Below are 20,454 nucleotides of genomic sequence, written 5' to 3'. Positions count from 1 at the left end.
CGATACTGTCGGAATTGCAGTACTTATGTGCTCTCTTCTGGCCAGCAGTAGCTGCCTTTTCTCTTCTTTTCAGTAAATGATTCACGATGCAGGTAAAACCGCAAAATCATGGTCTGGTCAGGCCAATTAGGTTTAATAACTGAAATTCTGGAGGGCCAGTCCGCGATGTGGCGGGTTTTTTGCTGCTCGCGCAAAATTGGCTTGACCAGAAACCAGCAGGCTTCTACTTCTTCCATGCATAGGTGACGAAACTTTGCGCGAGGGAGGAAGCGCGATGGGAGGATTGCCGTCAGCGACTGTGCGCGCCGATACCGCGCCTATCTTGCTCAAGCTGGATTCCGTTTCCAAAGAATTTCCAGGCGTCAAAGCTCTGTCGAATGTCAGCTTCGAATTGCGGGCGGGCGAGGTTCATGCTGTCTGCGGCGAGAATGGTGCGGGCAAATCGACGCTGATGAAGATCGTCAGTGGCGTCTATCAGCCTGATGGCGGGACGATCCATTATCGCGACCAGACTGTCCGCTTTGCTTCCACGCTTGAATCGGAAGCGGCGGGCATCGCCATCATCCATCAGGAACTGAACCTCGTTCCGCATCTGAGCGTTGCCGAAAACATCTATCTCGCTCGCGAGCCGAAACGCGGCTTCTTCGTCGATCGCCGCAAGCTGAAGCAGGACGCGCAGCACTGCCTCGACCGGCTTGGCGTCAAGATCGACCCGTCTGCACAGGTGCTGAACCTGTCCGTCGCCCAATGCCAGATGGTTGAAATCGCCAAGGCCCTCTCGCTCAATGCCTCCGTCCTCATCATGGACGAGCCGACCTCCTCGCTAACCGAACAGGAAGCGCAGCTTCTGTTCAAGGTCATCCGCGAACTGAAAGCGCAAGGCACCGGCATCGTCTATATTTCGCACCGTCTCGATGAAATGGCGGAGATCGTCGACCGCGTCACCATCCTGCGCGACGGACGTTATGTCTGGACCAAGGACTTTGACGCTGTGACCGTGGATGAAATCGTGGCCGGGATGGTCGGGCGCTCGCTTGATGAAAAGTTTCCGGAACCGACCCGAAAGCCGACGGAGGAAGTGATTTTCTCCATCAGCGGACTGACACGAAGCGGCCTCTTCGAGAATATCGGCTTTGAACTCCGGCGCGGAGAAATCCTCGGCTTTGCCGGACTGATGGGCGCAGGGCGCACGGAAGTAGCGCGGGCGATTTTCGGCGCCGATCCGCACGATGCCGGAACGATTGTGCTTGAAGGCGAGACGCTTTCCATCTCCAGCCCGCGCGACGCCATCGAGGCAGGCATTGCCTATCTGTCTGAAGACCGCAAGGCGCAAGGACTGGCGGTCAAGATGCCGGTCGATGCCAATCTCACACTCGCCAATATGGAAGCGGTCAGCAGTGCCTATGGCGTGATCGATTTCGAGCGACAGCGGCAGGCGAGCCAGCGTTATGTCGATCTTCTCAATATCAAGACGCCGGGGCTGGCCCAGCCCGTTCGGCTGCTTTCGGGCGGCAATCAGCAGAAGATCATCATCGGCAAATGGCTGTTCCGCGAACCGCGTATCATGTTCTTCGATGAACCGACGCGGGGCATTGATGTCGGTGCAAAATTCGCGATCTACCAGATCATGGACGAACTGGCCGCAAGGGGCATCGGCATTGTGCTGATCAGCTCGGAGCTACCGGAAATTCTGGGGCTTTCGGACCGTGTGGCGGTCTTTCACGAGGGGCGCATCACCGCCGTCCTGAACACGGCCGCGACATCGCAGGAAGAAATCATGACCTATGCCTCCGGTCGGGGCCGGCAGGACAAATGAGGACGCAGTAATGGCCGAAATCACTACGGACAAGCCCCAGCAGACGGCAAAATCCAAGGGGCTCAGCGACCGTCAGAAGGATATCATCCAGAAATTTGCGGCTGTCGGCAGCCTTATCATTCTGGCGGCGATCTTTTCCGTCACCAGCAGCGCCTTCATGACCGTCAACAATGCGATGACCATCGCCTTGCAGGTGACCTCAATCGCGTTTCTCGGCATCGGCGCAACCTATGTCATCATAACCGGCGGCATCGATCTTTCGGTCGGCTCCGTGCTGGCGCTTGCCGGTGTTGTGGCCGCACTTGCGGTCAAGGATCTTTCGCTGCCGATCCCGCTCGCCATGCTGCTCGGTATATTGACGGGGTCGCTCTGCGGCCTCATCAACGGCGTCGTCATCACAAAACTCAAGCTACCGCCCTTCATTGCCACGCTCGGCATGATGCTGATCGCGCGCGGTGTAGCCCTTCAGATCACCGGTGCGCGTGCCGTCTCCGGCCTTGGCGAATCCTTCGGCGTGCTGGGCAACGGCTCGCTGTTTCGCATCGAGAGCATCGACGAACAGGGCTTTCCGGTCGTCACCTTCCCCGGCATCCCCTACCCGGTTGTGCTGATGATCGTGATCGCGATCGTGGCCGCACTCGTGTTGAACCGCACCGTGCTTGGCCGCCACATCTATGCCATCGGATCGAATGCCGAGGCTGCACGGCTTTCGGGCGTCAACGTCGCCCGTGTAACGGCCTTCACCTATGTCGTATCGGGAACACTGGCGGGTCTGACGGGCTGCGTTCTCATGTCCCGCCTCGTGACCGCACAGCCCAATGAAGGCGTCGCCTATGAGCTCGACGCCATTGCGAGCGCGGTCATCGGCGGCACTTCGCTCATCGGCGGCGTCGGCACGATTTCGGGCACGTTCATCGGCTCGTTCGTCATCGGAATCCTGCGGAACGGCCTCAACATGAACGGCATTTCCGCTTTCACACAGCAGATCATCATCGGCCTCGTCATTCTGGTCACAGTATGGATCGACCAGATGCGCAACCGTCGATGAGAGGGGAGACGGAATGTGTCAGGGCATTCCGGAAAAGGGTAGAGCCAAGAGCTCGATAACAGGAGGAAAACATGCGTAGACTGGTTTCTGCATTGATGGCTTCGGCCTTTGTGCTTACTGGAGCGGCAAGCGCTTCGGCGGGCGAAATCGCCGTTATCGTGAAGACCGTGAATTCGACTTTCTGGCAGAACGTTCAGAAGGGTGCCGAAGCTGCGATCAAGGATTCCAAGGATCACACCATGACCTTCCAGGGTCCGGCGGCTGAATCGGCCATCGCCGATCAGGTGAACATGGTGGAAAATGCCGTGAACCGCAAAGTGGATGCAATCCTTCTTGCCCCGTCCGATCCGGATGCGCTGACGCCTGCGGTAAAGAAGGCATGGGAAGCCCGCATTCCGGTCGTCATCATTGACTCGCAGCTCGCCGATGGTGCCGACAAATACTACCAGTCGTTCCTCGCCACCGATAACCGCAAGGCCGGTGAAGCCGCAGCCAAGGCCCTGATCGACAAGGCAGGCACGACCGGCAAGATCGCCGTCATGTCCTATGTTGCGGGCGCTGGCTCGGAAATCGGTCGCGTCGGCGGCTTCGTGGATTACATCAAGGCCAATTCCAAGCTGGAAGTCGTCGGTCCTTACTACTCACAATCGCAGATGGCGACAGCGCTCAACCAGACCACCGACGTTCTGGCGGCCAATGGCGACCTCGTCGGCATCTTCGGTGCCAATGAACCGACTGCCATCGGCATGGGCCGCGCGATCAAGCAGGCAGGCAAGTCCGGCAAGCTGACCGCCATCGGCTTCGACGGCAATCAGGACCTGCAGGAATTCGTCAAGGACGGCACGCTCAATGCCATCGTGGTTCAGGGTTCCTACCAGATGGGCGAAAAGGGCATCGAAACCCTGTTGAAGGTGCTGAACAAAGAAAAGGTCGAGAAGGTTGTCGATACGGGCGCCGTCGTCGTCACCAAGGACAATATCGACCAGCCGGAAGCCAAGAACGTGCTCTACTAAAACACGGCAACAAAGCTGCATGAAAAAGGGAGGCGTAACGCCTCTCTTTTTTTGTTTTGTCGCGATTCTTATCCGGAAACCGTTTCACACTTTTCGGGATGCGCTAACGGCCATTTTGTTCGCGCCAGTTCTCAAACTTGCGCTCGGTCTCTTCTTTCGTGCACGGATAGAGGCCGACAATGGTAGCGCCGTTCAGCACTTCTTCCAGGACGAAATCCTCATAAGTTTCCATGCTGATACATTCGGTTGCGATTTCATCCGCAAGACCAGCCGGAATGACCATGACACCGTCAGCATCGCCAACCAGCACATCGCCCGGAAACACTGCCGCATCGCCGCAGGCTATCGGCACATTGATATCCACCGCCTCATGCAACGTGAGATTGGTCGGCGCAGATGGCTTTGAGCAATAAGCAGGCATATCAAGCTCGCCGATCCCGCTGACATCGCGAAATCCGCCGTCAGAAACAATGCCCGCCGCGCCGCGCAAGGCAAGCCTTGTCACGAGGATAGACCCCGCAGTCGCCGCACGCGCATCCTTGCGCGCATCCATCACCAGCACGAAACCGGGTGGGCAAGTCTCTATCGCAACGCGCTGCTTGTGGTCCGGATTACGAAAAACCGTGATGGGATTCCGGTCCTCACGCGCCGGGATGTAGCGCAGCGTGAAGGCCTGACCGACCATGTTCTCGCGCCTGCGCGCCACCGGCAACACGCCCTGAATGAACTGGTTGCGCAGACCACGCTTGTAAAGCGCTGTCGCAACGGAAGCCGTCGAAACCGTCTTCAGCTTGGCCCGCGTTTCCTCGGAAAGCACATAATCTGACATCGAAACTGCCTCTCAATAGATAACCGGTTCGTCGACAGGACGGCCGAAATCGGTTTTCAGGAAGTCGAAATCGCAGCCCTTGTCGGCCTGTTCGACATGCTTGGAAAAGACAAAGCCATAGCCGCGCTCATATTTGGGTGGTGGCGTCTGCCAGGCCGCGCGCCGTGCCGCCAGCTCCTCGTTCGAAACCAGCATGTTGAGGCTGCGGGCTGGAATGTCGAGTTCGACGATGTCGCCCGTCTTCAGCAGGGCGAGTGGTCCCCCGATGAAGGATTCCGGCGCGACATGCAGAACACAGGCACCGAAACTGGTTCCCGACATGCGCGCATCCGAAATCCGCACCATATCGCGCAGCCCAAGTTTCAACAGCGCTTTCGGCATGGGGATCATGCCCCATTCCGGCATTCCCGGCCCGCCCTGCGGACCGGCATTACGCAGCACCAGAACCGTATCCGGCGTCATGGGATAATCGGGGTCGTCGATGATCTTTTTCAAGTCGGGGTAACTGTCCGCGACAAGCGCCGGGCCACTATGGCGGTGAAAGCGGGGGTCGCAGGCAGCAGGTTTTATCACCGCGCCATCGGGGCAGAGATTGCCTTTCAGCACCGCAAGCGAGCCTTCATGATAGACCGGATTGGAAAGCGGGCGGATCACGTCATCGTTCCAGATATGAGCCTCATCCAGACCGTCGGTCAGCGGCTTGCCGGTCACGGTCACGGCCGAAGGATCGAGTTTGTCGCCAAGCTGCTTCATGAGCGCTCGTAACCCTCCCGCATAGTAGAAATCTTCCATCAGATAGATCGTGCCGGAAGGTCTGATATTCGCGATCACAGGCGTCGTGCGTCCGATGCGATCCAGATCGTCCAGTTCCAGTGGCACGTCTGCCCGGCGCGCCATCGCAATCAGATGAATGATGGCATTTGTCGAACATCCCGTTGCCATCGCAACAGTGACCGCATTGGTTATTGCAGCGGGCGTCATAATCTTTTCCGGCGTCAGGTCTTCCCAGACCATTTCCACAATGCGGCGACCGCACTGCGTGGACATGCGCTGATGATTGGCATCCGCAGCCGGGATCGATGATGCACCGGGAAGCGTCAGCCCCATGGCTTCGGCAATCGCGGTCATGGTCGATGCGGTTCCCATGGTCATGCAATGGCCGTAGGACCGTGCGATGCCACCTTCAATCCCCTGCCATTCCTCCTTGGAAATGGTGCCTGCGCGGCGCTCGTCCCAGTATTTGAAGCCATCAGTGCCGGACCCCAGATATTTACCGGCATAATTGCCGCGCAGCATTGGTCCGGCGGGCAAGAAAATGAACGGCAGTCCCATACTGACGGCCCCCATGACGAGACCCGGCGTTGTCTTGTCACAACCGCCCATAAGCACCGCACCATCGACAGGATGCGAGCGCAGAAGTTCCTCGGTCTCCATCGCCAGCAGATTGCGATAGAGCATGGTTGTCGGCTTCACGAAGTTTTCCGACAGCGACAATGCTGGCAACTCCATCGGGAATCCGCCTGACTGCAGGATGCCGCGCTTGACCCATTCCACCCGATCCTTGAAATGCATGTGGCAAGGCTGGGCCTCGGACCAGGTGTTTATGATGGCGATGATCGGACGACCTTCCCAGTCGACCGGATCATATCCCATCTGCATGGTGCGCGAACGATGGCCGAACGAGCGTTGATCATCGGGCAGCATCCAGCGCGCCGAACGCAGATCTCCATAGGTCTTTCTGGTCATTTCCCTACCTTCCCGATCAGAAAATATCCCGAAGGGCGTAAAACGGCTTCGAGATGATATTCAATTCAAAACAAATATTCAGGAGTGCCTGCGCGATCACGTTACACTCCGTTCATCCGGGCCACAGGGGCTCCTGCAACCGAAGCCTGCGCCAGAAATACGCCACCCGACCGAGGTGCGGCCTCCAGGGTCGCTTCCGGCAGCTGGCGATGCGAGGTGATGGCCAGAAGTGTCAGGTCTGGTCCGCAAAAACAGGGCATTGTTGGAGCCGGAACCGGTACCGGAACCTTTTCAAGCAGATTACCCTCGCGGTCGAAGCGATTCAGAATGCCAGCGGATACACCCGCGCTCCAATAAGCACCCTCAGCATCGCAGGCGCCGCCATCCGGCCTGCCGCTTTGCTCATCGAGGTCGCAAATGCGCTTGCGCCCACTAATCTCACCGGTCTCCGGGTCGAAGTCATAACGGTCGATCCACGGCCTGCGGGAATCCGTATGGAACATGGTTCTGCCGTCCGCCGTCCAAGCGAGACCATTAGAAATCTCAAAACCCTCGGCCTTAACAGAAGCCTCGCCGTCCCATGTTACTCGGTAGAGCCGCGCGATGGCTTCCCGCTCATGACGGCCATCCATGCTGCCGATCCAGAACGCACCGTCAGGACCGACCTTGCCGTCATTGAGGCGGGATGTTCCCGGCTCATCGTACCCCGCCCATAGCGGTTCACGAATGCCGGTTTCAGGATCAAACAGGACAACCTCACGTGAAAGCGCCACCACGAGACGTCCGCTTTCTGTCAATCCGAAGCTTGCTACCTCGCTTGTAAAGGACCATTCACGAAGCACACCCCTATCGACGTCAATGTCGATTTCATATATGCGGCGCCCATAGATATCGCAGGCGAAAAGTGTTCCCCTGCGGTCATCCCAAACCGGACTTTCCATCAGTTGCCCGCGAAGATCGGCTATGCAGCGAAACGGTCCCATCATTCAGCTCCCGTCTTTTTCCGAATGACATCGGGATGACTGAGTACGAAATCAGACAACTCCAATCCCAGACCCGCTCCTTCGAACGGATAGATCATGCCCTTCTCTATGCGCGGCATCACCGTCACCAGATCGCGATACCATGAGGTGTAATAGGCCCGCACAGATTCCTGAAAGATCGCGTTGGGCGCATTGAGCGACAGATGGACGGAGGCCGCGAACACCACCGGACCAGTGCAGTCATGCGGCGCAATGGGGCGCTGAAATGCCTCGGCCATGGTGGCGATCTTCTTCGCTTCCGAAAGCCCGCCACACCATGAAATGTCGAGCATGACATAATCGGAGGCATCGGCGCGTAGGACATCGAGAAATTGCGCACGCGTCGCCATGGTTTCGCTGGCACAGACCGGAATGCCGGACTGGCGTGCGTAAACGGCCAGCGCCTGCGGGTTCATCATCTTGATCGGGTCTTCCGACCAGAACGGTCGGAAGACTTTCAGTTCGCGCGCAATGGCCAGAGCCGACGTCAAGTCCCACATGGAGTGGAACTCGACCATGATTTCCATCCGCTCGCCGACCGCATCGCGTATCTGGCGAAACGGTGCCAGCGCCTTGTCGAGATCGCCGGCATGGATGAAGTTTCCGCCGGATGCGACAGCGAACGGGTCGAAGGGCCAGATTTTCATGGCCGTGATGCCTTCCGACAGAAGGCTTTCGGCAAGTGCACCTGCGTCCCTATGAAAAGCCAGCTGGTCCTCGTAGGGCCCTTCCGTTGCCTCATCGGCATCACCGATATATCGGCGCGCGCCGCTTTTGTTATAGGTGTAGCCCGCGCAGGTATTGTAGGTGCGGATCGATTGTCGAGACAGACCACCGAGCAACTGATGGATTGGCTGGCCGGTCACCTTGCCAAAAATATCCCAAAGCGCGATGTCTATCGCCGAGGCGGCACGGATTTCCACGCCTGACGAGCGAAAGCCGACATAAGGCTCCAGCAGCAGTTTGGAGATACGGTCGATCTCCAGCGGGTTCTGGCCGACGAGCAGCGGTGCGATATCGCTGTGGATATAGGCGGCGACCGCATTTGCACCACGGAAAGTCTCACCAAGTCCGACAATGCCCTCATTGGTGTGGACCTGCACCCACACTATGTTGTTGAGGTGCGGAAGCTGCACCGTTTCGATAGCGATGATTTTCATCCTGTTGTGCCTCAATGCGCGGACGGTTGACGGTTGCGCGCAACGATCTGCGTCGGATTGACGAAACGCAGGGCCAGAAGCAGCCAAACCAGCGAGGTGACCATGTAAATGACCGCCATGGCGTCGATGGACTGGACGGAGCGGACCCCGGCAGCGAACACCGAATAATAGAGCGCGACGACGAGCGTTTGCGATGTCGGTCCTGCGGTCAGGAAGGTCAGCTCGAACATCGCGACCGTGCGCACCAGAACCAGCAGCATGGCCGCAAGCACACCGGGCAACAGCATGGGCAGAAGCACATGGATGAAGAGCTTGAATGTGCCTGCGCCAAACACACGCGCCGCCGCCTCGACCTTCGGGTCGATCTGCTCGATGAAGGGGATCATCACCAGAATGACGAAGGGTACCGTCGGCACGAGATTGGCGAGAACGACGCCCCAGAAGGTACCGCCCACCCCGAACTTGTAAAGCACGGTTGCCAGCGGAATGCCGAAGGTTATCGGCGGCACCAGAAGCGGCAGCAGGAAGATCAGCAGCACAAGCTTTTTGCCGGGAAAATCGCGGCGCGCCATGGCGTAAGCTGCCGTGACGCCCAGAACACCCGACAGGATCACCACTGCAAAGACGACCTGAAAGGTGACCAGAAGCACTTGATCAAGCTGGAATTCGGCCCAGGCGGCTGCATACCAGCGCGTGGTAAACGCGTCTGGAAGCCATGTACCCAGCCAGCGCGTGCCGAAACTTGAAACCACCACGGCCACGATGACAGCAAGAACATTGAGCACGAAGAAGCCGGTTACGAGCCAGACGAGAGTGATCCAGAGCTTGGAAAGGATGGAAGTATCGCGGATCATGATCTATCCCTTTCCGCCAGCGGTCGAGCCGCGATAGAAGAGCGAGCGCACACCGAGCAGTGCCCCGACGACGAGCAATTGCACTGCCGCCATGATCATGGCGATGGATGAAGCCATGGAGTCGTCATATTGCTCGAAGGCCGCCTGTGCCGCAGCGATGGATATCACGCGGGTCGGTCCCGACGGCGCGCCCAAGAGGACAGCGGATGGAAACACAGCAAATGCCTGCACGAAGGTGAGGCAGGCTGCGACCACCAGCCCCGGCACCAGCAATGGCAGCATGACATGGCGAAAGCGCTGCCAGCTATTGGCGCCATGCGTGGCGGCGGCCCGTTCCAGTGCGGGATCAATGCCGGTTATGTAGGAAAGCGTCAGCAGGAAGGTGAACGGAAAAACCGTAATGACCAGCGATGCAAAGACCCCCCAGTAATTATTAGTGAGCTTCAGCGGATTATCGATCAGGCCAATATAGATCAGCGTGCGGCTGAACCAGCCTTGCGGCCCCAGATAATTCAAAAGACCTTCAGCAATCAGAACCGTGCCGAGCGTCACCGGCAGAACGAGGATCGTGGTCAGCAGGCGCTGGCGCGGCATCAGACGCACGCGCATGGCGATGGGAACCGCGAAAAGAACACTGATGACGGTTACAGGAATCGCAAGCCAAAGCGTCGCGCCGATGGTCTTGTAAAGATAGGGATCGGAGAAGAACTTGGTGTAATTGGCCAGTGCACCGCCGCCATCAATTGGATTGAAGGACAGAACTAGCCCGTAAAGAAACGGATAGATGAATACACCCACCACAAAGAGCAGCGCGGGCAGGATCAGAAGGGTGACGCCGTCGAAGCCGCGATTTGCAAGCCGTTGTCGCAAACCGGGCTTAAGCGGTGCATCCGCATAGGTCTCAGCCACCATCGCTCAGCCCTCCGCCGGGAAAACCAGCGCATGGCCAGCATCGACGCCCAACACGATACGACTGCCGGGCTCCACGCCCTGCGGCCCATGAAAGATCAGCTCCATCCCGGTTTCGGTGCGGGCTGTACCGACATATTCGCGCCCTCGATATTCGATGGTCTCGACGGTCGCCTGCAGGTCATTGCGATGACCCGAACCGGACACGACATCATCGCCGCGTGCCATCAGCACGGCATCGTCACCCGGCTCAAGCCCATCCATCGCACGGCCAACGAGTTCGTTTCCCGCGACGGAAATGATCGCCTGCCCGTTCTCGACGCGCACGACCTTGCCTGGCAAGGCGTTGCGGAAACCCATGAAGGCGGCGACATCACGATAGCGGGGCTCTTCGTAAAGCTCGTGCGGTTTGCCGACCTGACGGATTTCACCGTCGCGCAAGACCACGATGCGGTCGGCCAGCGACAGGGCTTCGTCTTGATCGTGGGTCACATAGATCGTCGTTGAGCCGAGCTGGTTATGGATGCGGCGGATTTCGGCGCGCATCTCAAGCCGCAGCTTCGCGTCGAGATTGGAAAGCGGCTCATCCATGAGAACCACCGGCGGCTCGATGACGATGGCGCGGGCAATTGCCACGCGCTGTTGCTGGCCACCGGAAAGCTGTCCCGGCAGTTTTTCTTCCTGTCCTTGCAAGCGCACCAAAGCCAATGCGGCGCGCGCACGTTCGTCGATCTCGCTTTTTGCCAGACCGCGCATCTTGAGACCGAACCCGACATTTTGCAGGACATTCATATGCGGAAACAGCGCATAGTTCTGGAACACCATGCCGAAACCGCGATCCTCCGGTTTCAACTGGTCCACGCGCCGTTCATCGATATAGATACCGCCGCTCGTCGTGCCGAGAAGTCCGGCGATGCAATTGAGAGCCGTCGATTTCCCGCAGCCGGAAGGTCCCAGAAGTGCGATGAACTCGCCTTTCCGGATTGTGAGGTTGATTTCCCTCAGCGCATTGAAAGTTCCGAATGATCGGCTCATCCGGTCGAGCCGGAGTTCTTGAAAGGACATTGACACAAGCACCATGATTTAGAATTGGCGACTATCAGCGGCCAGTGGCGAGCCCTTCACGGCCCACCACCCAGCCTTCGGTCAATCAACCAGCGGCGACGTCTTCGTCCCAGCGGCGGAATGCAGCGACCAGCGCCTCCGGTTCGAGCGGCAGCTCGATCGGATTATTTGCAATCCAGTCGGCATATTCCGGACGGCCAAACTCCGCGATGATGTTCTGGCTTTCCTTCGGCGCCATTTCGATGGTGACGTCCTTCACAGCAGGACCCGGATAGAAATAACCGGCATCGTAGGAATAGGCCTGCTGGTCAGGCTTGAGCGAGAACTTGATGAACTCCATCAGCACTGCGATTTTTTCCTCGGACACGCCCTTAGGAATGGCGAAGTAATGCGCATCGCAAACCCAGTGGAAGCCTTCCAGCTTGCTGACGCCCATTTCCTTCGGCACCACACCGAGCGCACGCGGATTGATGTCCCAGCCAGTGGTGGTCACCGTCATATCGCGCGTGCCTTCGCCCAGTTCCTTCATGAGCGCGCCCGTACCTGCCGGGTAGTATTCAATATTCTTGTGCAGTTCCTTCAGATAGGCCCAGGTTTTGTCCCAGCCCTTGACCGGGTCCTTCGGATCACTATCACCCAGAAGATAGGGAAGCCCCATCAGGAAGGTGCGCCCCGGACCGGAATTGGCCGGGCGAGCATAGATGAACTTGTTCGGGTTTTCCTTCGTCCAGGCCAGCAGTTCTTCAGCGGTCTTGGGCGGTGTCTTCACCTTGTCGGGGTGATATTCAAGAAGGGGGCCAGATGGATAATAGGAAACCACAACGCCCTTGCCCTTCGACATTTCCTGCATACGCCATGCTGGTTCAAGATAGATATCCTGAAGCTTCGGCAAGCCGTTATCCGGCAACGCGATGATGTCGGTCCATATGTCATCGGCAAGTCCGGCGGAAAGCGCATCCGGCCCGACGATCACCATGTCTATGTCAATTCGGTTGGCGCGCTGCTGCGCCTTGATTTTCCCCGGCAGTTCCGGCGCCGGTGCCTTGTTGAAGGTGAAGCGCGAAACCAGCGCTTTCTGCTCGGCTGCGAAATTGTCGAAGATCGGTTGGGTCAGGGCCAGATTGCCAGCGGCATCAATGACGTTGAGCGCTACTGGCGACGACGGCAGTTTCGCCGACTGTGCCCATACGCCTTTCGGCAGCATGATACCCATGCCGGTCGCAATCCCGGCCCCCGCCATGAATGTACGACGTGAAATTCCCTTATTCATGTTCTCCTCCACTTTTTGGTTTTCCGGTGCGCCCCTCTTCTCCCTGTCAGGACGGCCGGGTTTCATTTGTCAGACAATGCCATCAGTCTCCCAGCCCGAGACGATTGTCTGGAGCACCTCGCGATCATTCGCTTCAAGCTGCGGCAATCCGGGTAGTCGCACTTTTCCGACCTCAAACCCCTGAATTTGCAACGCTTCCTTCACAACAGTCACGTTCGCGCCATTACGGTACTTGGTGCGCATGGTCTCGAAATCGGCAATGCTTTCGACTACCGCCCGCGCTTTTGCGAAATCTCCCGCTTCCAGCGCATTCCAGACCGCCAGCGAACGCTTCGGTGCAACATTCACGAGGCCAGAGGTAAAGCCGCGGCCACCAAGGGCATAAAAAGGCAAGGCCCAGCTTTCCGCCAAGCCGCAGATCCAGGTCGCATCCATGCCTTTTGTCGCCCGACAGCATTCGAAGAAGAGCATCGTGTTTTGCGATGCAAACTTGACGCCTGCGACCTTGGCATGGGTCGCAAGGCGCACCATTTCATCGAGCGGAATCAGATCCGAACGGATATAGGCAACGATTGGCAAGTCTATGGCTTCGGCAATCGCGATGAAATAATCCACCTGCGCATGCGGCGCCGCAAAGGGATCAAGCGGATGATGGATCATCACGCCATCGGCACCTTCGGCTTGTGCTGCTTGTGAAATCCTGATCGCATCACGCACGGAACGGCCGGCTGCGGCTGTCACAGCAGCCTTGCCATTTGCCGCTTTCACCGCGATAGCCTGCAAGCGGATGACCTCATCCACAGTCATGCTGTAGAACTCGCCCGTATTGCCGCCGGTAACGATATTATGCACACCGGCGCCGGCGATCCGCTCGACAATTTTCGCCGTCAGCGCGTCATCGATTTCACCATCTGTATCATAGGCAGTCGCGTGCACACCCGAAATGCCCCGAAGCACCCGGCGGTATTCCGCTAGATCCATTATTTCCTCCCAATGTACTGGTCAGAAGACCAGTTCGATATGCGTGTCTCCCGCTTTCACGATGTGTTCGCGCATCAGACGCTCAGCCAGATCGCCGTTACGTGCCGTAATTGCCTTCATGATTGCTTCGTGCTCGTTGAAGGATTGCCGACGCACATCCTCGCGCGACAGAACAGTCACCCTTGCGGCGTGGTCGTACATGCGCTGTGCATTTTGCAACCGGCGCAGATATTCACATCCCGATGCCTCATGGATGCCGTCGTGGAACTTCTCGTTCAGCTCGATCAGCTGATCGACATTGCCTGCCTCGACCGCCGCCCGCATTTCTTCAATCACCGCGCGAAGAAAGCCGAACGCCTCCTCGCCGCCATGCTTGGCCGCCTGCCGCGCAATGATGCTTTCAAGCGCGGCACGAGCGAGCGTCATCTCTTCGGCCTGCCGCGCATTGAACGACACGAACGTTCCACGACGGGCCTCCGTGCGCACCAGCCCTTCTCCTTCCAGCTGGCGCAGCGCTTCTTTCAAAGGGCTCGTGCTGATGCCCAGATCGGATGCCAGCTGCCTCTCATTCAGCTTTTCGCCGGACTTGATCCGCCCGGAAATAATCGCCTCCCGCAGATTGTCATGCACATGGTCTCTGAGGCTCTTCACCTTGATCGGAGAAAGGGGGGAAACGTTATCACCCAAGGCAACACCTGTTTGTCACTGAATTCACGCTCCGATCCTGAAACAGCGAATCTGATATGTCAATATCTGATACATCAGATATCAAAGGAAACTCTTCCGCTCGTTGTCAGACAATAAAAAAGACGGCCAAAGGCCGCCTTTATTAAGCGTATCCTGATATGCAGATCAGCCTATTCCGCCGCTGAATAATGCCCCTGATCCAGCCCGGCCTGCGCAATATGGAGGCGCTTGTAGCGTCCGTCCTTCATGGACAGAAGCTCGGCATGACTGCCCTGTTCGGCAATCCGCCCGCCCTCCACCACCAGAATGCGATCGGCATTGACGATGGTTGCAAGGCGGTGTGCGATCACCAGAGTCGTGCGCCCTTGCGAAAGCTCGGCGAGCGATTGCTGGATGGCACGTTCGGTTTCCGTATCAAGCGCGGAAGTCGCCTCATCAAGGATCAGGATCGGCGGGTTCTTCAGGAATATGCGCGCAATGGCCATGCGCTGCTTCTGCCCGCCGGAAAGCTTGACGCCACGCTCGCCGATAACCGTGTCATAGCCTTCCGGCAGATTGGCAATCACGCCATCAAGCCGCGCGCGGCGCGCAGCCTCGACGATTTCCGCGTCGGTCGCATCGAGACGGCCATAAGCGATGTTTTCCCGGATCGTTCCGGCGAACAGGAACACATCCTGACTGACAATACCGATATTCGACCGCAGAGACTTCAGGGTCATATCGCGAATGTCGCTGCCGTCGGCAAGAATCGCGCCCTTCGTCACATCATAGAAGCGCGGCAGCAGCGAGCAGATCGTCGTCTTGCCTGCACCTGAAGGACCAACAAAGGCAATCGTTTCGCCAGCACGAATGGAAATATCGAGACCATCGACAATGGGACGCTCGGTACTATAGCCGAAACTGACATCGCGATATTCGATATCGCCGGTCAGACGTGCAACGGACTGCGCACCGGGGCGGTCTGCAATATCCGGGCGCGTATCGAGAAATTCCGTATAGCGCTGAAAACCGGCAATGCCCTTCGGATATGTTTCGATGACCGAATTGATCTTTTCAATCGGGCGGAAGAACACGTTCACCAGCAGCAGGAAGCCGACAAATCCACCAGCCGTCAGTTCGCCGCGCACCACGAACCATGCGCCCGCCAGCATCACCACGACCTGCACAAAGCGCATCGACAGATAGGACAGAGACATCGACGCGGCCATGATCTTGTAGGCGGCGAGCTTGGTGGTGAGATACTTGTCGTTGCTCTCCGCGAAAAGCTGGCGTTCATGATCTTCGTTCGTAAAGGCCTGAACAACGCGGATGCCGCCGACATTTTCCTCGATACGCGCGTTGAAATCACCGACGCGCCGGTAAAGCGCGTGCCATGTGTGCGTCATGCGTCCGCCATAGCGGGCGGTGACATAGGCCGACAGCGGTACGATGACGGCGGTAATCAGCGCAAGCTGCGGATGCACCCACAGCATCAGGATGAAGGCGCCGATCAGGGTCATGATCGCGATGAAGACATCTTCCGGCCCGTGATGCGCCACTTCGCCGATCTCTTCCAGATCCTTGGTCAGCCGCGCCACAAGATGGCCGGTCTTCTGATTATCGAAGAAGCCGAAGGAGAGTTTCTGCAGATGATCGAAGGCCTTGCGGCGCATCTCTGTCTCGATCTTGATACCAAGCATATGCCCCCAATAGGTCACGATGACCTGCAGGAAGGCATTGACGACGTAAATGGCCAGCAGGCCGATCGCAGCAATGGCGATCACGCCGAGCTGGCCGGTCGGCAACAGCTTGTCGATGAAAAGCGTAACGGCAACCGGAAAGGCAAGCTCTAGCAGGCCGGATGCCACGGCGCTGGTAAAATCCAGCGCGAACAGCCCACGATGCGGACGATAATATCCGGCAAAACGTTTCAGCAATCCAGCCATGGCACGGTTCCCTCAAGATCGTTCAAAGGGTGCCTAACTCATTCATCTCCCTATTAAAAGGGTAATTTGACCAAAGAGTTCAAGATTTGAATGCTTCTGCTGGCTTTTGTCCGGAATTTCGCCGCCCGGAATGATTTTCCTATGAAGACTTCATCATAATACGATCGTGGAAAATCATTCCCAAAACCATCATCGCAACGAAGAGCCATACCTGCGGCAACCCCATGGACAGTGCGGACACGACAGGGCCGGGACAAAAGCCTGCCAGCCCCCAACCCGCGCCGAAGATGGCAGAACCGGTAATCAACCGACGGTCGATCTCAGTATTCTCCGGCAGATGGAAAGACTGGTCCAGCACCGGCCGCGCCATACGCCGCTGCAACATCACGCCGGGGATAGCCACCAGGAGGGCACCGCCCAGCACGAAGGCAAGGCTTGGGTCCCAATGGCCGCTGGTAATATTCAGGAAGCCCGTCACGCGCGATGGATCGATCATGCCCGACAGCGACAGACCAAACCCAAAGATCGCGCCCGCAAGCAGCGTCATGGCCAGACGCGCATATGCCGACTGTTTCATAGCAATGCTCCCGAAATGCTGGCCACCACAATGCCGGTTACAAGAAAGGTGAGCGTTGCGGCTATCGAACGCCTGGAAAACCGCGCCATGCCGAGGATGCCATGACCGGATGTGCAGCCCGATCCCATCCGCGTTCCGATGCCGACCAGAAGTCCTGCCACGACGATGACGGGCCAGGACATAGCCATCGTGACCGGGGGAAATGAACCATAAATCGCCTCATAGATAATCGGTCCCAGAACGAGGCCGACGACAAAGACCGCATTGGCTGGAATCTGTTTGCCACCCAGAAGCCGCCCGACGATGCCACTGATCCCGGCGATGCGCCCATTGAAGACGAGCAGCAGGACTGCGGAAAGACCGAGCAACATGCCGCCTGCCAATGATTGCAGATAGGTTGTGATCATGCCCGTTCCTCCGGTGCGCAAAAAATGCCGTAAAGCGCCTCGATGAGTTGTGCAGCCTTGGCTTCCGTCAGCCGGTAGAAAATCTGCTTCGCTTCGCGACGGGTTTCGACAATGCCCGCTTCGCGCAGCACGCCCAGCTGTTGCGACAGCGTCGGCTGGTGAATGCCAAGCGCTTCCTCCAGCTCTCCAACCGAATATTCCCGTTCTGCAAGCGTGCAGGCCAGCATAAGCCGCGCCGGATGCGACAGCGTCTTGAGGAGTTCGGCAACCTCGGTTGCCCGCCCCTCCATTTCCGTGCGCGTCATCTTGTTTTCATGGGCTGGCACTCGGCCCGAAATCGCATCCATCATGGCACCCAATTTTCAATATACAATTAAATATAATGTATATTGTTTTTTTTCAAGAGAGCCAGAACAGTAATACCGCCGTACAAAATTGAACGGCGGCTTTGAGCTCAATTCTGGAGCAGTGACTGAACGGCGGCCAGTTCCGTCTGGCGCAACTCGTGCCCGCCCGGATGCCAGACCAGCTCGACATCAGCTTTCTGGCGCTCGAAATAATATGCAAGCGCTTCTGTCAGATCCGGCGGACAGATCGGGTCCATCCGCCCGGCAGTCATCAGAATTTTCGCGCCTTCGAGCGCCGGATTGTCCTTCGGCCTGAATGGCACCAGCGGATGCAGAAGTGCCGCCTTGTCGAACACCCTGCCTTTCTCGATCAGAAGGTTCGCCATGATATTGGCGCCATTGGAATAGCCGAGCCCGATCACTTCGGATGGCTTGTGCTGAGCCACAAGGCCAGCGATGAAATCGGCCATCTTGTCGGTGGCGCGAGCAAGGTCTTCCATATCGTAGACGCCCTCGCCTGTGCGGCGGAAGAAGCGCGCAGCTCCATATTCCGACACATCACCGCGTGGCGACACGATGGTCGCTTCCGGCAAAAGCTGTTCCGCCAGACCGAAAAACTGGTTTTCATCGCCGCCCGTACCGTGAAACACGATGAACAGCGGCGCTCCGTTCGCACCGGCCTTCAGCCGGTGCTCATAGGTTTGGATTGTCATGTTCGATCTCCTGTCCCGACGTCTTCAGATCCTGTCCAGATGCTCTTCGAGATAGCCACGCAGATGCTGGTGCTGCTCCGGCAGCTTCAGCGCTTCACCGAGATGGGCCGTATCCTCGTCGCGGTCGAAACCGGGTTCGTTGGTCGCCACCTCGAACAGCACGCCGCCCGGCGTGCGGAAATAGATCGCCCAGAAGTAATCGCGGTCGATGACCGGTGTGACGTGATAGCCCGTATCCATCAGCGCCTTGCGCACCTCCAGCTGCTTCTCGCGGTTTTCGACGGCGAATGCCACATGATGCACGGAACCGGCACCCTGCTGGTTGCGACCAACTGCTGGCAAGGTTTCCAGATCGATGACGCCCGCACCATTGCCTTCCGGCATGATGAGCCGGGTGACACCGTCCTTCGCATCGAGCTTCTGGTATCCCATATATTTCAGCAATTCCGAGGTCGCGCCTTCGTCGCGAAGCCGCATTGAGACCGAATGAAAGCCACGGATGGCGTGCTCGGCATCAATCCCCTCATGTGCCCACGGCGCACGCGGATCGTCCTTCACTTCAACCAGTGCAAAACTGTCGCCATCCGGTCCACGGAAATGGATACGCTTTTCGCCGAACGCCTCGTCTTCGGATTCAATCTTGACGGCGGATTGCTCGAAACGATCCTCCCAGAAGCCAAGAGAACCCTGCGGCACAGCAAATACCGTCGTCCCCACCTCGCCCGTACCATCGCGACCGCGCGGCATGCAGGGAAATGGAAAATAGGTCATGACAGTGCCGGGCGTGCCTAGTTCATCACCATAATAGAGATGATAGACACTCGGATCGTCGAAATTGACAGTCTTCTTGACGCGGCGCAGTCCCAGAGTATCGGTGAAAAAGCGGTTATTGGAGCGCGCATCGGCGGCAAGCGAGGTCACGTGGTGGAGGCCCTTGATCTGATTAAGCATGGCTATCTCTCCTGTTGTGTTACCGCCAATATAGCCATCGGTATGATCATTGAAACATTGACAATCATGCACAGATTGTATCGATTTCAGATACAGTTGCAGGCTATGATGATTTCCATCTAGACGTACTGCCCATTCAAAGTTTAGCTACCTGCAACAGCAATATAGAAAGGCTCCCCATGGCGTCCGGCTTGTTCGCGCTTCTCGATGATGTCGCAGCCATTGCGAAAATGGCGGCAGCTTCGCTCGACGATGTTGCAGGACAGACGGCAAAGGCCAGCGCCAAGGCAGCAGGCATCGTAATTGATGATACGGCCGTCACGCCGAAATATGTTGTGGGGCTGAAGCCGGAACGTGAATTGCCGGTCATCTGGAAAATCACCAAGGGATCGCTGCGCAACAAGCTCATCGTCCTGCTGCCGCTGGCGCTCATCCTCGGCTATTTCGCACCATCCTTCATCATGCCGCTTCTGATGATCGGCGGTGTCTATCTGGCCTTTGAAGGAACGGAAAAGCTGGTGGAGTTCTTCATCCCGCACAAGGAAGAGGAACATGAGGAAACCAAGGGCACGACTGCCAAGGAGATCGAGGAAACAACCGTCAGCGGTGCGATCCGCACGGACTTCATCCTGTCGGCGGAAATCATGGCACTGACGCTGGCGGGCCTGGCTCCGTCGAGCATTTATACGCAGGCGGCCATCCTCGCCGCAGTCGGCATATTGATCACCTTCGCCGTTTATGGCGTGGTCGGCATCATCGTGAAGCTCGACGATATGGGCGTCTCGCTCGTGCGCAACAGTCACACGGCTTTCGGCAGGCAACTCGGCAAGGGGCTGGTCGCGGGCATGCCCATCATATTGAAGGTTCTGAGCACTGTCGGCACCATCGCCATGCTTTGGGTCGGCGGCAGCATCATCGTACATGGGCTGGATTCCATCGGCATCCATAGCGTTGAAGCCTTCATCCATTCCATCGTCTCGCACCTGCCGACCGAGGGCACCCGGTTTGCAGCCGCCTTCGAATGGATCGCCACCTCCTTCCTGCAGGCTGTACTTGCGGTTCTAATCGGTATTGTCGTCGTGATAGCCGTCAACGTCTTCAAGGCCCTGAAAGCGAAGGCCTAGAGCGCGTTTC

At 57.7% G+C, this 20,454-nt stretch carries 21 protein-coding genes; 4 read left to right on the top strand and 17 right to left on the bottom strand.

Annotated features, from left to right (window positions below; translation table 11 throughout):
• Positions 1 to 23: 23 nt before the first annotated feature.
• The gene (locus CES86_RS27165) at positions 24 to 236 is read right to left on the bottom strand and encodes a hypothetical protein (protein WP_143851080.1); all 213 of its coding nucleotides are present in this window, start codon (positions 234 to 236) and stop codon (positions 24 to 26) included.
• 38 nt (positions 237 to 274) lie between these two features.
• On the opposite strand from CES86_RS27165, the gene CES86_RS10735 reads away from it, so the two are divergent.
• From CES86_RS10735 to CES86_RS10725, 3 genes are all read left to right on the top strand, one after another.
• Positions 275 to 1,816, top strand: coding sequence for a sugar ABC transporter ATP-binding protein (locus CES86_RS10735; RefSeq protein ID WP_029927745.1), 1,542 nt, complete (start codon positions 275 to 277; stop codon positions 1,814 to 1,816).
• A 10-nt stretch (positions 1,817 to 1,826) separates the two neighbouring features.
• The gene (locus CES86_RS10730; RefSeq protein WP_029927747.1) at positions 1,827 to 2,864 is read left to right on the top strand and encodes an ABC transporter permease; all 1,038 of its coding nucleotides are present in this window, start codon (positions 1,827 to 1,829) and stop codon (positions 2,862 to 2,864) included.
• 71 nt (positions 2,865 to 2,935) lie between these two features.
• Positions 2,936 to 3,877, top strand: coding sequence for an ABC transporter substrate-binding protein (locus CES86_RS10725; RefSeq protein ID WP_029927748.1), 942 nt, complete (start codon positions 2,936 to 2,938; stop codon positions 3,875 to 3,877).
• A 103-nt stretch (positions 3,878 to 3,980) separates the two neighbouring features.
• Here CES86_RS10725 and CES86_RS10720 read toward each other — a convergent pair whose 3' ends face one another.
• The 16 genes from CES86_RS10720 to CES86_RS10645 form a co-directional block, all read right to left on the bottom strand.
• Entirely contained in the window at positions 3,981 to 4,706 is a 726-nt protein-coding gene (locus CES86_RS10720) for a ribonuclease activity regulator RraA (RefSeq protein ID WP_029927750.1), read from the bottom strand.
• A 12-nt stretch (positions 4,707 to 4,718) separates the two neighbouring features.
• Complete coding sequence (araD, locus tag CES86_RS10715; protein ID WP_010658541.1) at positions 4,719 to 6,452, bottom strand: L-arabinonate dehydratase; 1,734 nt, start codon at positions 6,450 to 6,452, stop codon at positions 4,719 to 4,721.
• A 101-nt stretch (positions 6,453 to 6,553) separates the two neighbouring features.
• Positions 6,554 to 7,438: an SMP-30/gluconolactonase/LRE family protein gene (locus tag CES86_RS10710; RefSeq protein ID WP_029927752.1), complete on the bottom strand. Its 885-nt coding sequence runs from the start codon at positions 7,436 to 7,438 to the stop codon at positions 6,554 to 6,556.
• Complete coding sequence (locus tag CES86_RS10705) at positions 7,435 to 8,634, bottom strand: mandelate racemase/muconate lactonizing enzyme family protein (protein ID WP_010658539.1); 1,200 nt, start codon at positions 8,632 to 8,634, stop codon at positions 7,435 to 7,437. The genes CES86_RS10710 and CES86_RS10705 overlap by 4 nt, the downstream gene beginning before the upstream one ends.
• A gap of 11 nt (positions 8,635 to 8,645) precedes the next feature.
• Positions 8,646 to 9,488 carry an ABC transporter permease gene (locus CES86_RS10700; RefSeq protein WP_029927754.1) on the bottom strand — a complete coding sequence of 281 codons (843 nt, stop codon included), beginning with the start codon at positions 9,486 to 9,488 and terminating at the stop codon, positions 8,646 to 8,648.
• Positions 9,489 to 9,491: 3 nt separating this feature from the next.
• Entirely contained in the window at positions 9,492 to 10,400 is a 909-nt protein-coding gene (locus CES86_RS10695) for an ABC transporter permease (protein ID WP_010658537.1), read from the bottom strand.
• Between the two features lie 3 nt (positions 10,401 to 10,403).
• A complete protein-coding gene (locus tag CES86_RS10690; protein ID WP_029927756.1) occupies positions 10,404 to 11,477 on the bottom strand; it encodes an ABC transporter ATP-binding protein in 1,074 nt (357 codons plus the stop codon).
• A gap of 70 nt (positions 11,478 to 11,547) precedes the next feature.
• Positions 11,548 to 12,702 (bottom strand): extracellular solute-binding protein, encoded by a 1,155-nt coding sequence (locus CES86_RS10685; protein ID WP_043063088.1) that lies wholly within the window; start codon positions 12,700 to 12,702, stop codon positions 11,548 to 11,550.
• Positions 12,703 to 12,801: 99 nt separating this feature from the next.
• On the bottom strand, positions 12,802 to 13,713 hold the full coding sequence (locus CES86_RS10680; protein ID WP_010658534.1) for a dihydrodipicolinate synthase family protein: 912 nt from the start codon (positions 13,711 to 13,713) through the stop codon (positions 12,802 to 12,804).
• Between the two features lie 21 nt (positions 13,714 to 13,734).
• Positions 13,735 to 14,343, bottom strand: a complete 609-nt coding sequence (locus CES86_RS10675; RefSeq protein ID WP_010658533.1) for a GntR family transcriptional regulator — start codon at positions 14,341 to 14,343, stop codon at positions 13,735 to 13,737.
• 227 nt (positions 14,344 to 14,570) lie between these two features.
• Entirely contained in the window at positions 14,571 to 16,325 is a 1,755-nt protein-coding gene (locus CES86_RS10670; RefSeq protein ID WP_029927758.1) for an ABC transporter ATP-binding protein, read from the bottom strand.
• Positions 16,326 to 16,464: 139 nt separating this feature from the next.
• Entirely contained in the window at positions 16,465 to 16,902 is a 438-nt protein-coding gene (locus CES86_RS10665) for a YeeE/YedE family protein (protein ID WP_029927760.1), read from the bottom strand.
• Positions 16,899 to 17,309, bottom strand: a complete 411-nt coding sequence (locus CES86_RS10660; RefSeq protein WP_029927762.1) for a YeeE/YedE family protein — start codon at positions 17,307 to 17,309, stop codon at positions 16,899 to 16,901. The genes CES86_RS10665 and CES86_RS10660 overlap by 4 nt, the downstream gene beginning before the upstream one ends.
• The gene (bigR, locus tag CES86_RS10655; RefSeq protein ID WP_036563524.1) at positions 17,306 to 17,656 is read right to left on the bottom strand and encodes a sulfite-sensing transcriptional repressor BigR; all 351 of its coding nucleotides are present in this window, start codon (positions 17,654 to 17,656) and stop codon (positions 17,306 to 17,308) included. Before bigR ends, CES86_RS10660 begins: the two co-directional genes overlap by 4 nt.
• A gap of 107 nt (positions 17,657 to 17,763) precedes the next feature.
• Positions 17,764 to 18,369 carry an alpha/beta hydrolase gene (locus CES86_RS10650; RefSeq protein ID WP_029927766.1) on the bottom strand — a complete coding sequence of 202 codons (606 nt, stop codon included), beginning with the start codon at positions 18,367 to 18,369 and terminating at the stop codon, positions 17,764 to 17,766.
• Positions 18,370 to 18,393: 24 nt separating this feature from the next.
• Positions 18,394 to 19,320: a VOC family protein gene (locus CES86_RS10645; protein WP_094514380.1), complete on the bottom strand. Its 927-nt coding sequence runs from the start codon at positions 19,318 to 19,320 to the stop codon at positions 18,394 to 18,396.
• A 179-nt stretch (positions 19,321 to 19,499) separates the two neighbouring features.
• Between CES86_RS10645 and CES86_RS10640 the strand changes: the two genes are divergently transcribed.
• Positions 19,500 to 20,444: a DUF808 domain-containing protein gene (locus CES86_RS10640; RefSeq protein ID WP_010658526.1), complete on the top strand. Its 945-nt coding sequence runs from the start codon at positions 19,500 to 19,502 to the stop codon at positions 20,442 to 20,444.
• Positions 20,445 to 20,454 lie beyond the last annotated feature (10 nt).

This window comes from Brucella lupini, from assembly GCF_002252535.1.
GTDB lineage: Bacteria > Pseudomonadota > Alphaproteobacteria > Rhizobiales > Rhizobiaceae > Brucella > Brucella anthropi.
The sequence above is the reverse complement of the archived record's forward strand: the minus strand, read 5'-3'. Positions and strand labels throughout refer to the sequence as shown.

Coding starts and splice junctions, on each gene's coding strand:
- CES86_RS10705 (WP_010658539.1), bottom strand. CDS start 8,634: ATGAAAATCATCGCTATCGAAACGGTGCAGCTTCCGCACCTCAACAAC.
- CES86_RS10730 (WP_029927747.1), top strand. CDS start 1,827: ATGGCCGAAATCACTACGGACAAGCCCCAGCAGACGGCAAAATCCAAG.
- CES86_RS10735 (WP_029927745.1), top strand. CDS start 275: ATGGGAGGATTGCCGTCAGCGACTGTGCGCGCCGATACCGCGCCTATC.
- CES86_RS10665 (WP_029927760.1), bottom strand. CDS start 16,902: ATGAAACAGTCGGCATATGCGCGTCTGGCCATGACGCTGCTTGCGGGC.
- CES86_RS27165 (WP_143851080.1), bottom strand. CDS start 236: ATGGAAGAAGTAGAAGCCTGCTGGTTTCTGGTCAAGCCAATTTTGCGC.
- CES86_RS10650 (WP_029927766.1), bottom strand. CDS start 18,369: ATGACAATCCAAACCTATGAGCACCGGCTGAAGGCCGGTGCGAACGGA.
- CES86_RS10700 (WP_029927754.1), bottom strand. CDS start 9,488: ATGATCCGCGATACTTCCATCCTTTCCAAGCTCTGGATCACTCTCGTC.
- CES86_RS10690 (WP_029927756.1), bottom strand. CDS start 11,477: ATGGTGCTTGTGTCAATGTCCTTTCAAGAACTCCGGCTCGACCGGATG.
- araD (WP_010658541.1), bottom strand. CDS start 6,452: ATGACCAGAAAGACCTATGGAGATCTGCGTTCGGCGCGCTGGATGCTG.
- CES86_RS10720 (WP_029927750.1), bottom strand. CDS start 4,706: ATGTCAGATTATGTGCTTTCCGAGGAAACGCGGGCCAAGCTGAAGACG.
- CES86_RS10695 (WP_010658537.1), bottom strand. CDS start 10,400: ATGGTGGCTGAGACCTATGCGGATGCACCGCTTAAGCCCGGTTTGCGA.
- CES86_RS10725 (WP_029927748.1), top strand. CDS start 2,936: ATGCGTAGACTGGTTTCTGCATTGATGGCTTCGGCCTTTGTGCTTACT.
- CES86_RS10680 (WP_010658534.1), bottom strand. CDS start 13,713: ATGGATCTAGCGGAATACCGCCGGGTGCTTCGGGGCATTTCGGGTGTG.
- bigR (WP_036563524.1), bottom strand. CDS start 17,656: ATGGATGCGATTTCGGGCCGAGTGCCAGCCCATGAAAACAAGATGACG.
- CES86_RS10710 (WP_029927752.1), bottom strand. CDS start 7,438: ATGATGGGACCGTTTCGCTGCATAGCCGATCTTCGCGGGCAACTGATG.
- CES86_RS10660 (WP_029927762.1), bottom strand. CDS start 17,309: ATGATCACAACCTATCTGCAATCATTGGCAGGCGGCATGTTGCTCGGT.
- CES86_RS10685 (WP_043063088.1), bottom strand. CDS start 12,702: ATGGCGGGGGCCGGGATTGCGACCGGCATGGGTATCATGCTGCCGAAA.
- CES86_RS10640 (WP_010658526.1), top strand. CDS start 19,500: ATGGCGTCCGGCTTGTTCGCGCTTCTCGATGATGTCGCAGCCATTGCG.
- CES86_RS10670 (WP_029927758.1), bottom strand. CDS start 16,325: ATGGCTGGATTGCTGAAACGTTTTGCCGGATATTATCGTCCGCATCGT.
- CES86_RS10645 (WP_094514380.1), bottom strand. CDS start 19,320: ATGCTTAATCAGATCAAGGGCCTCCACCACGTGACCTCGCTTGCCGCC.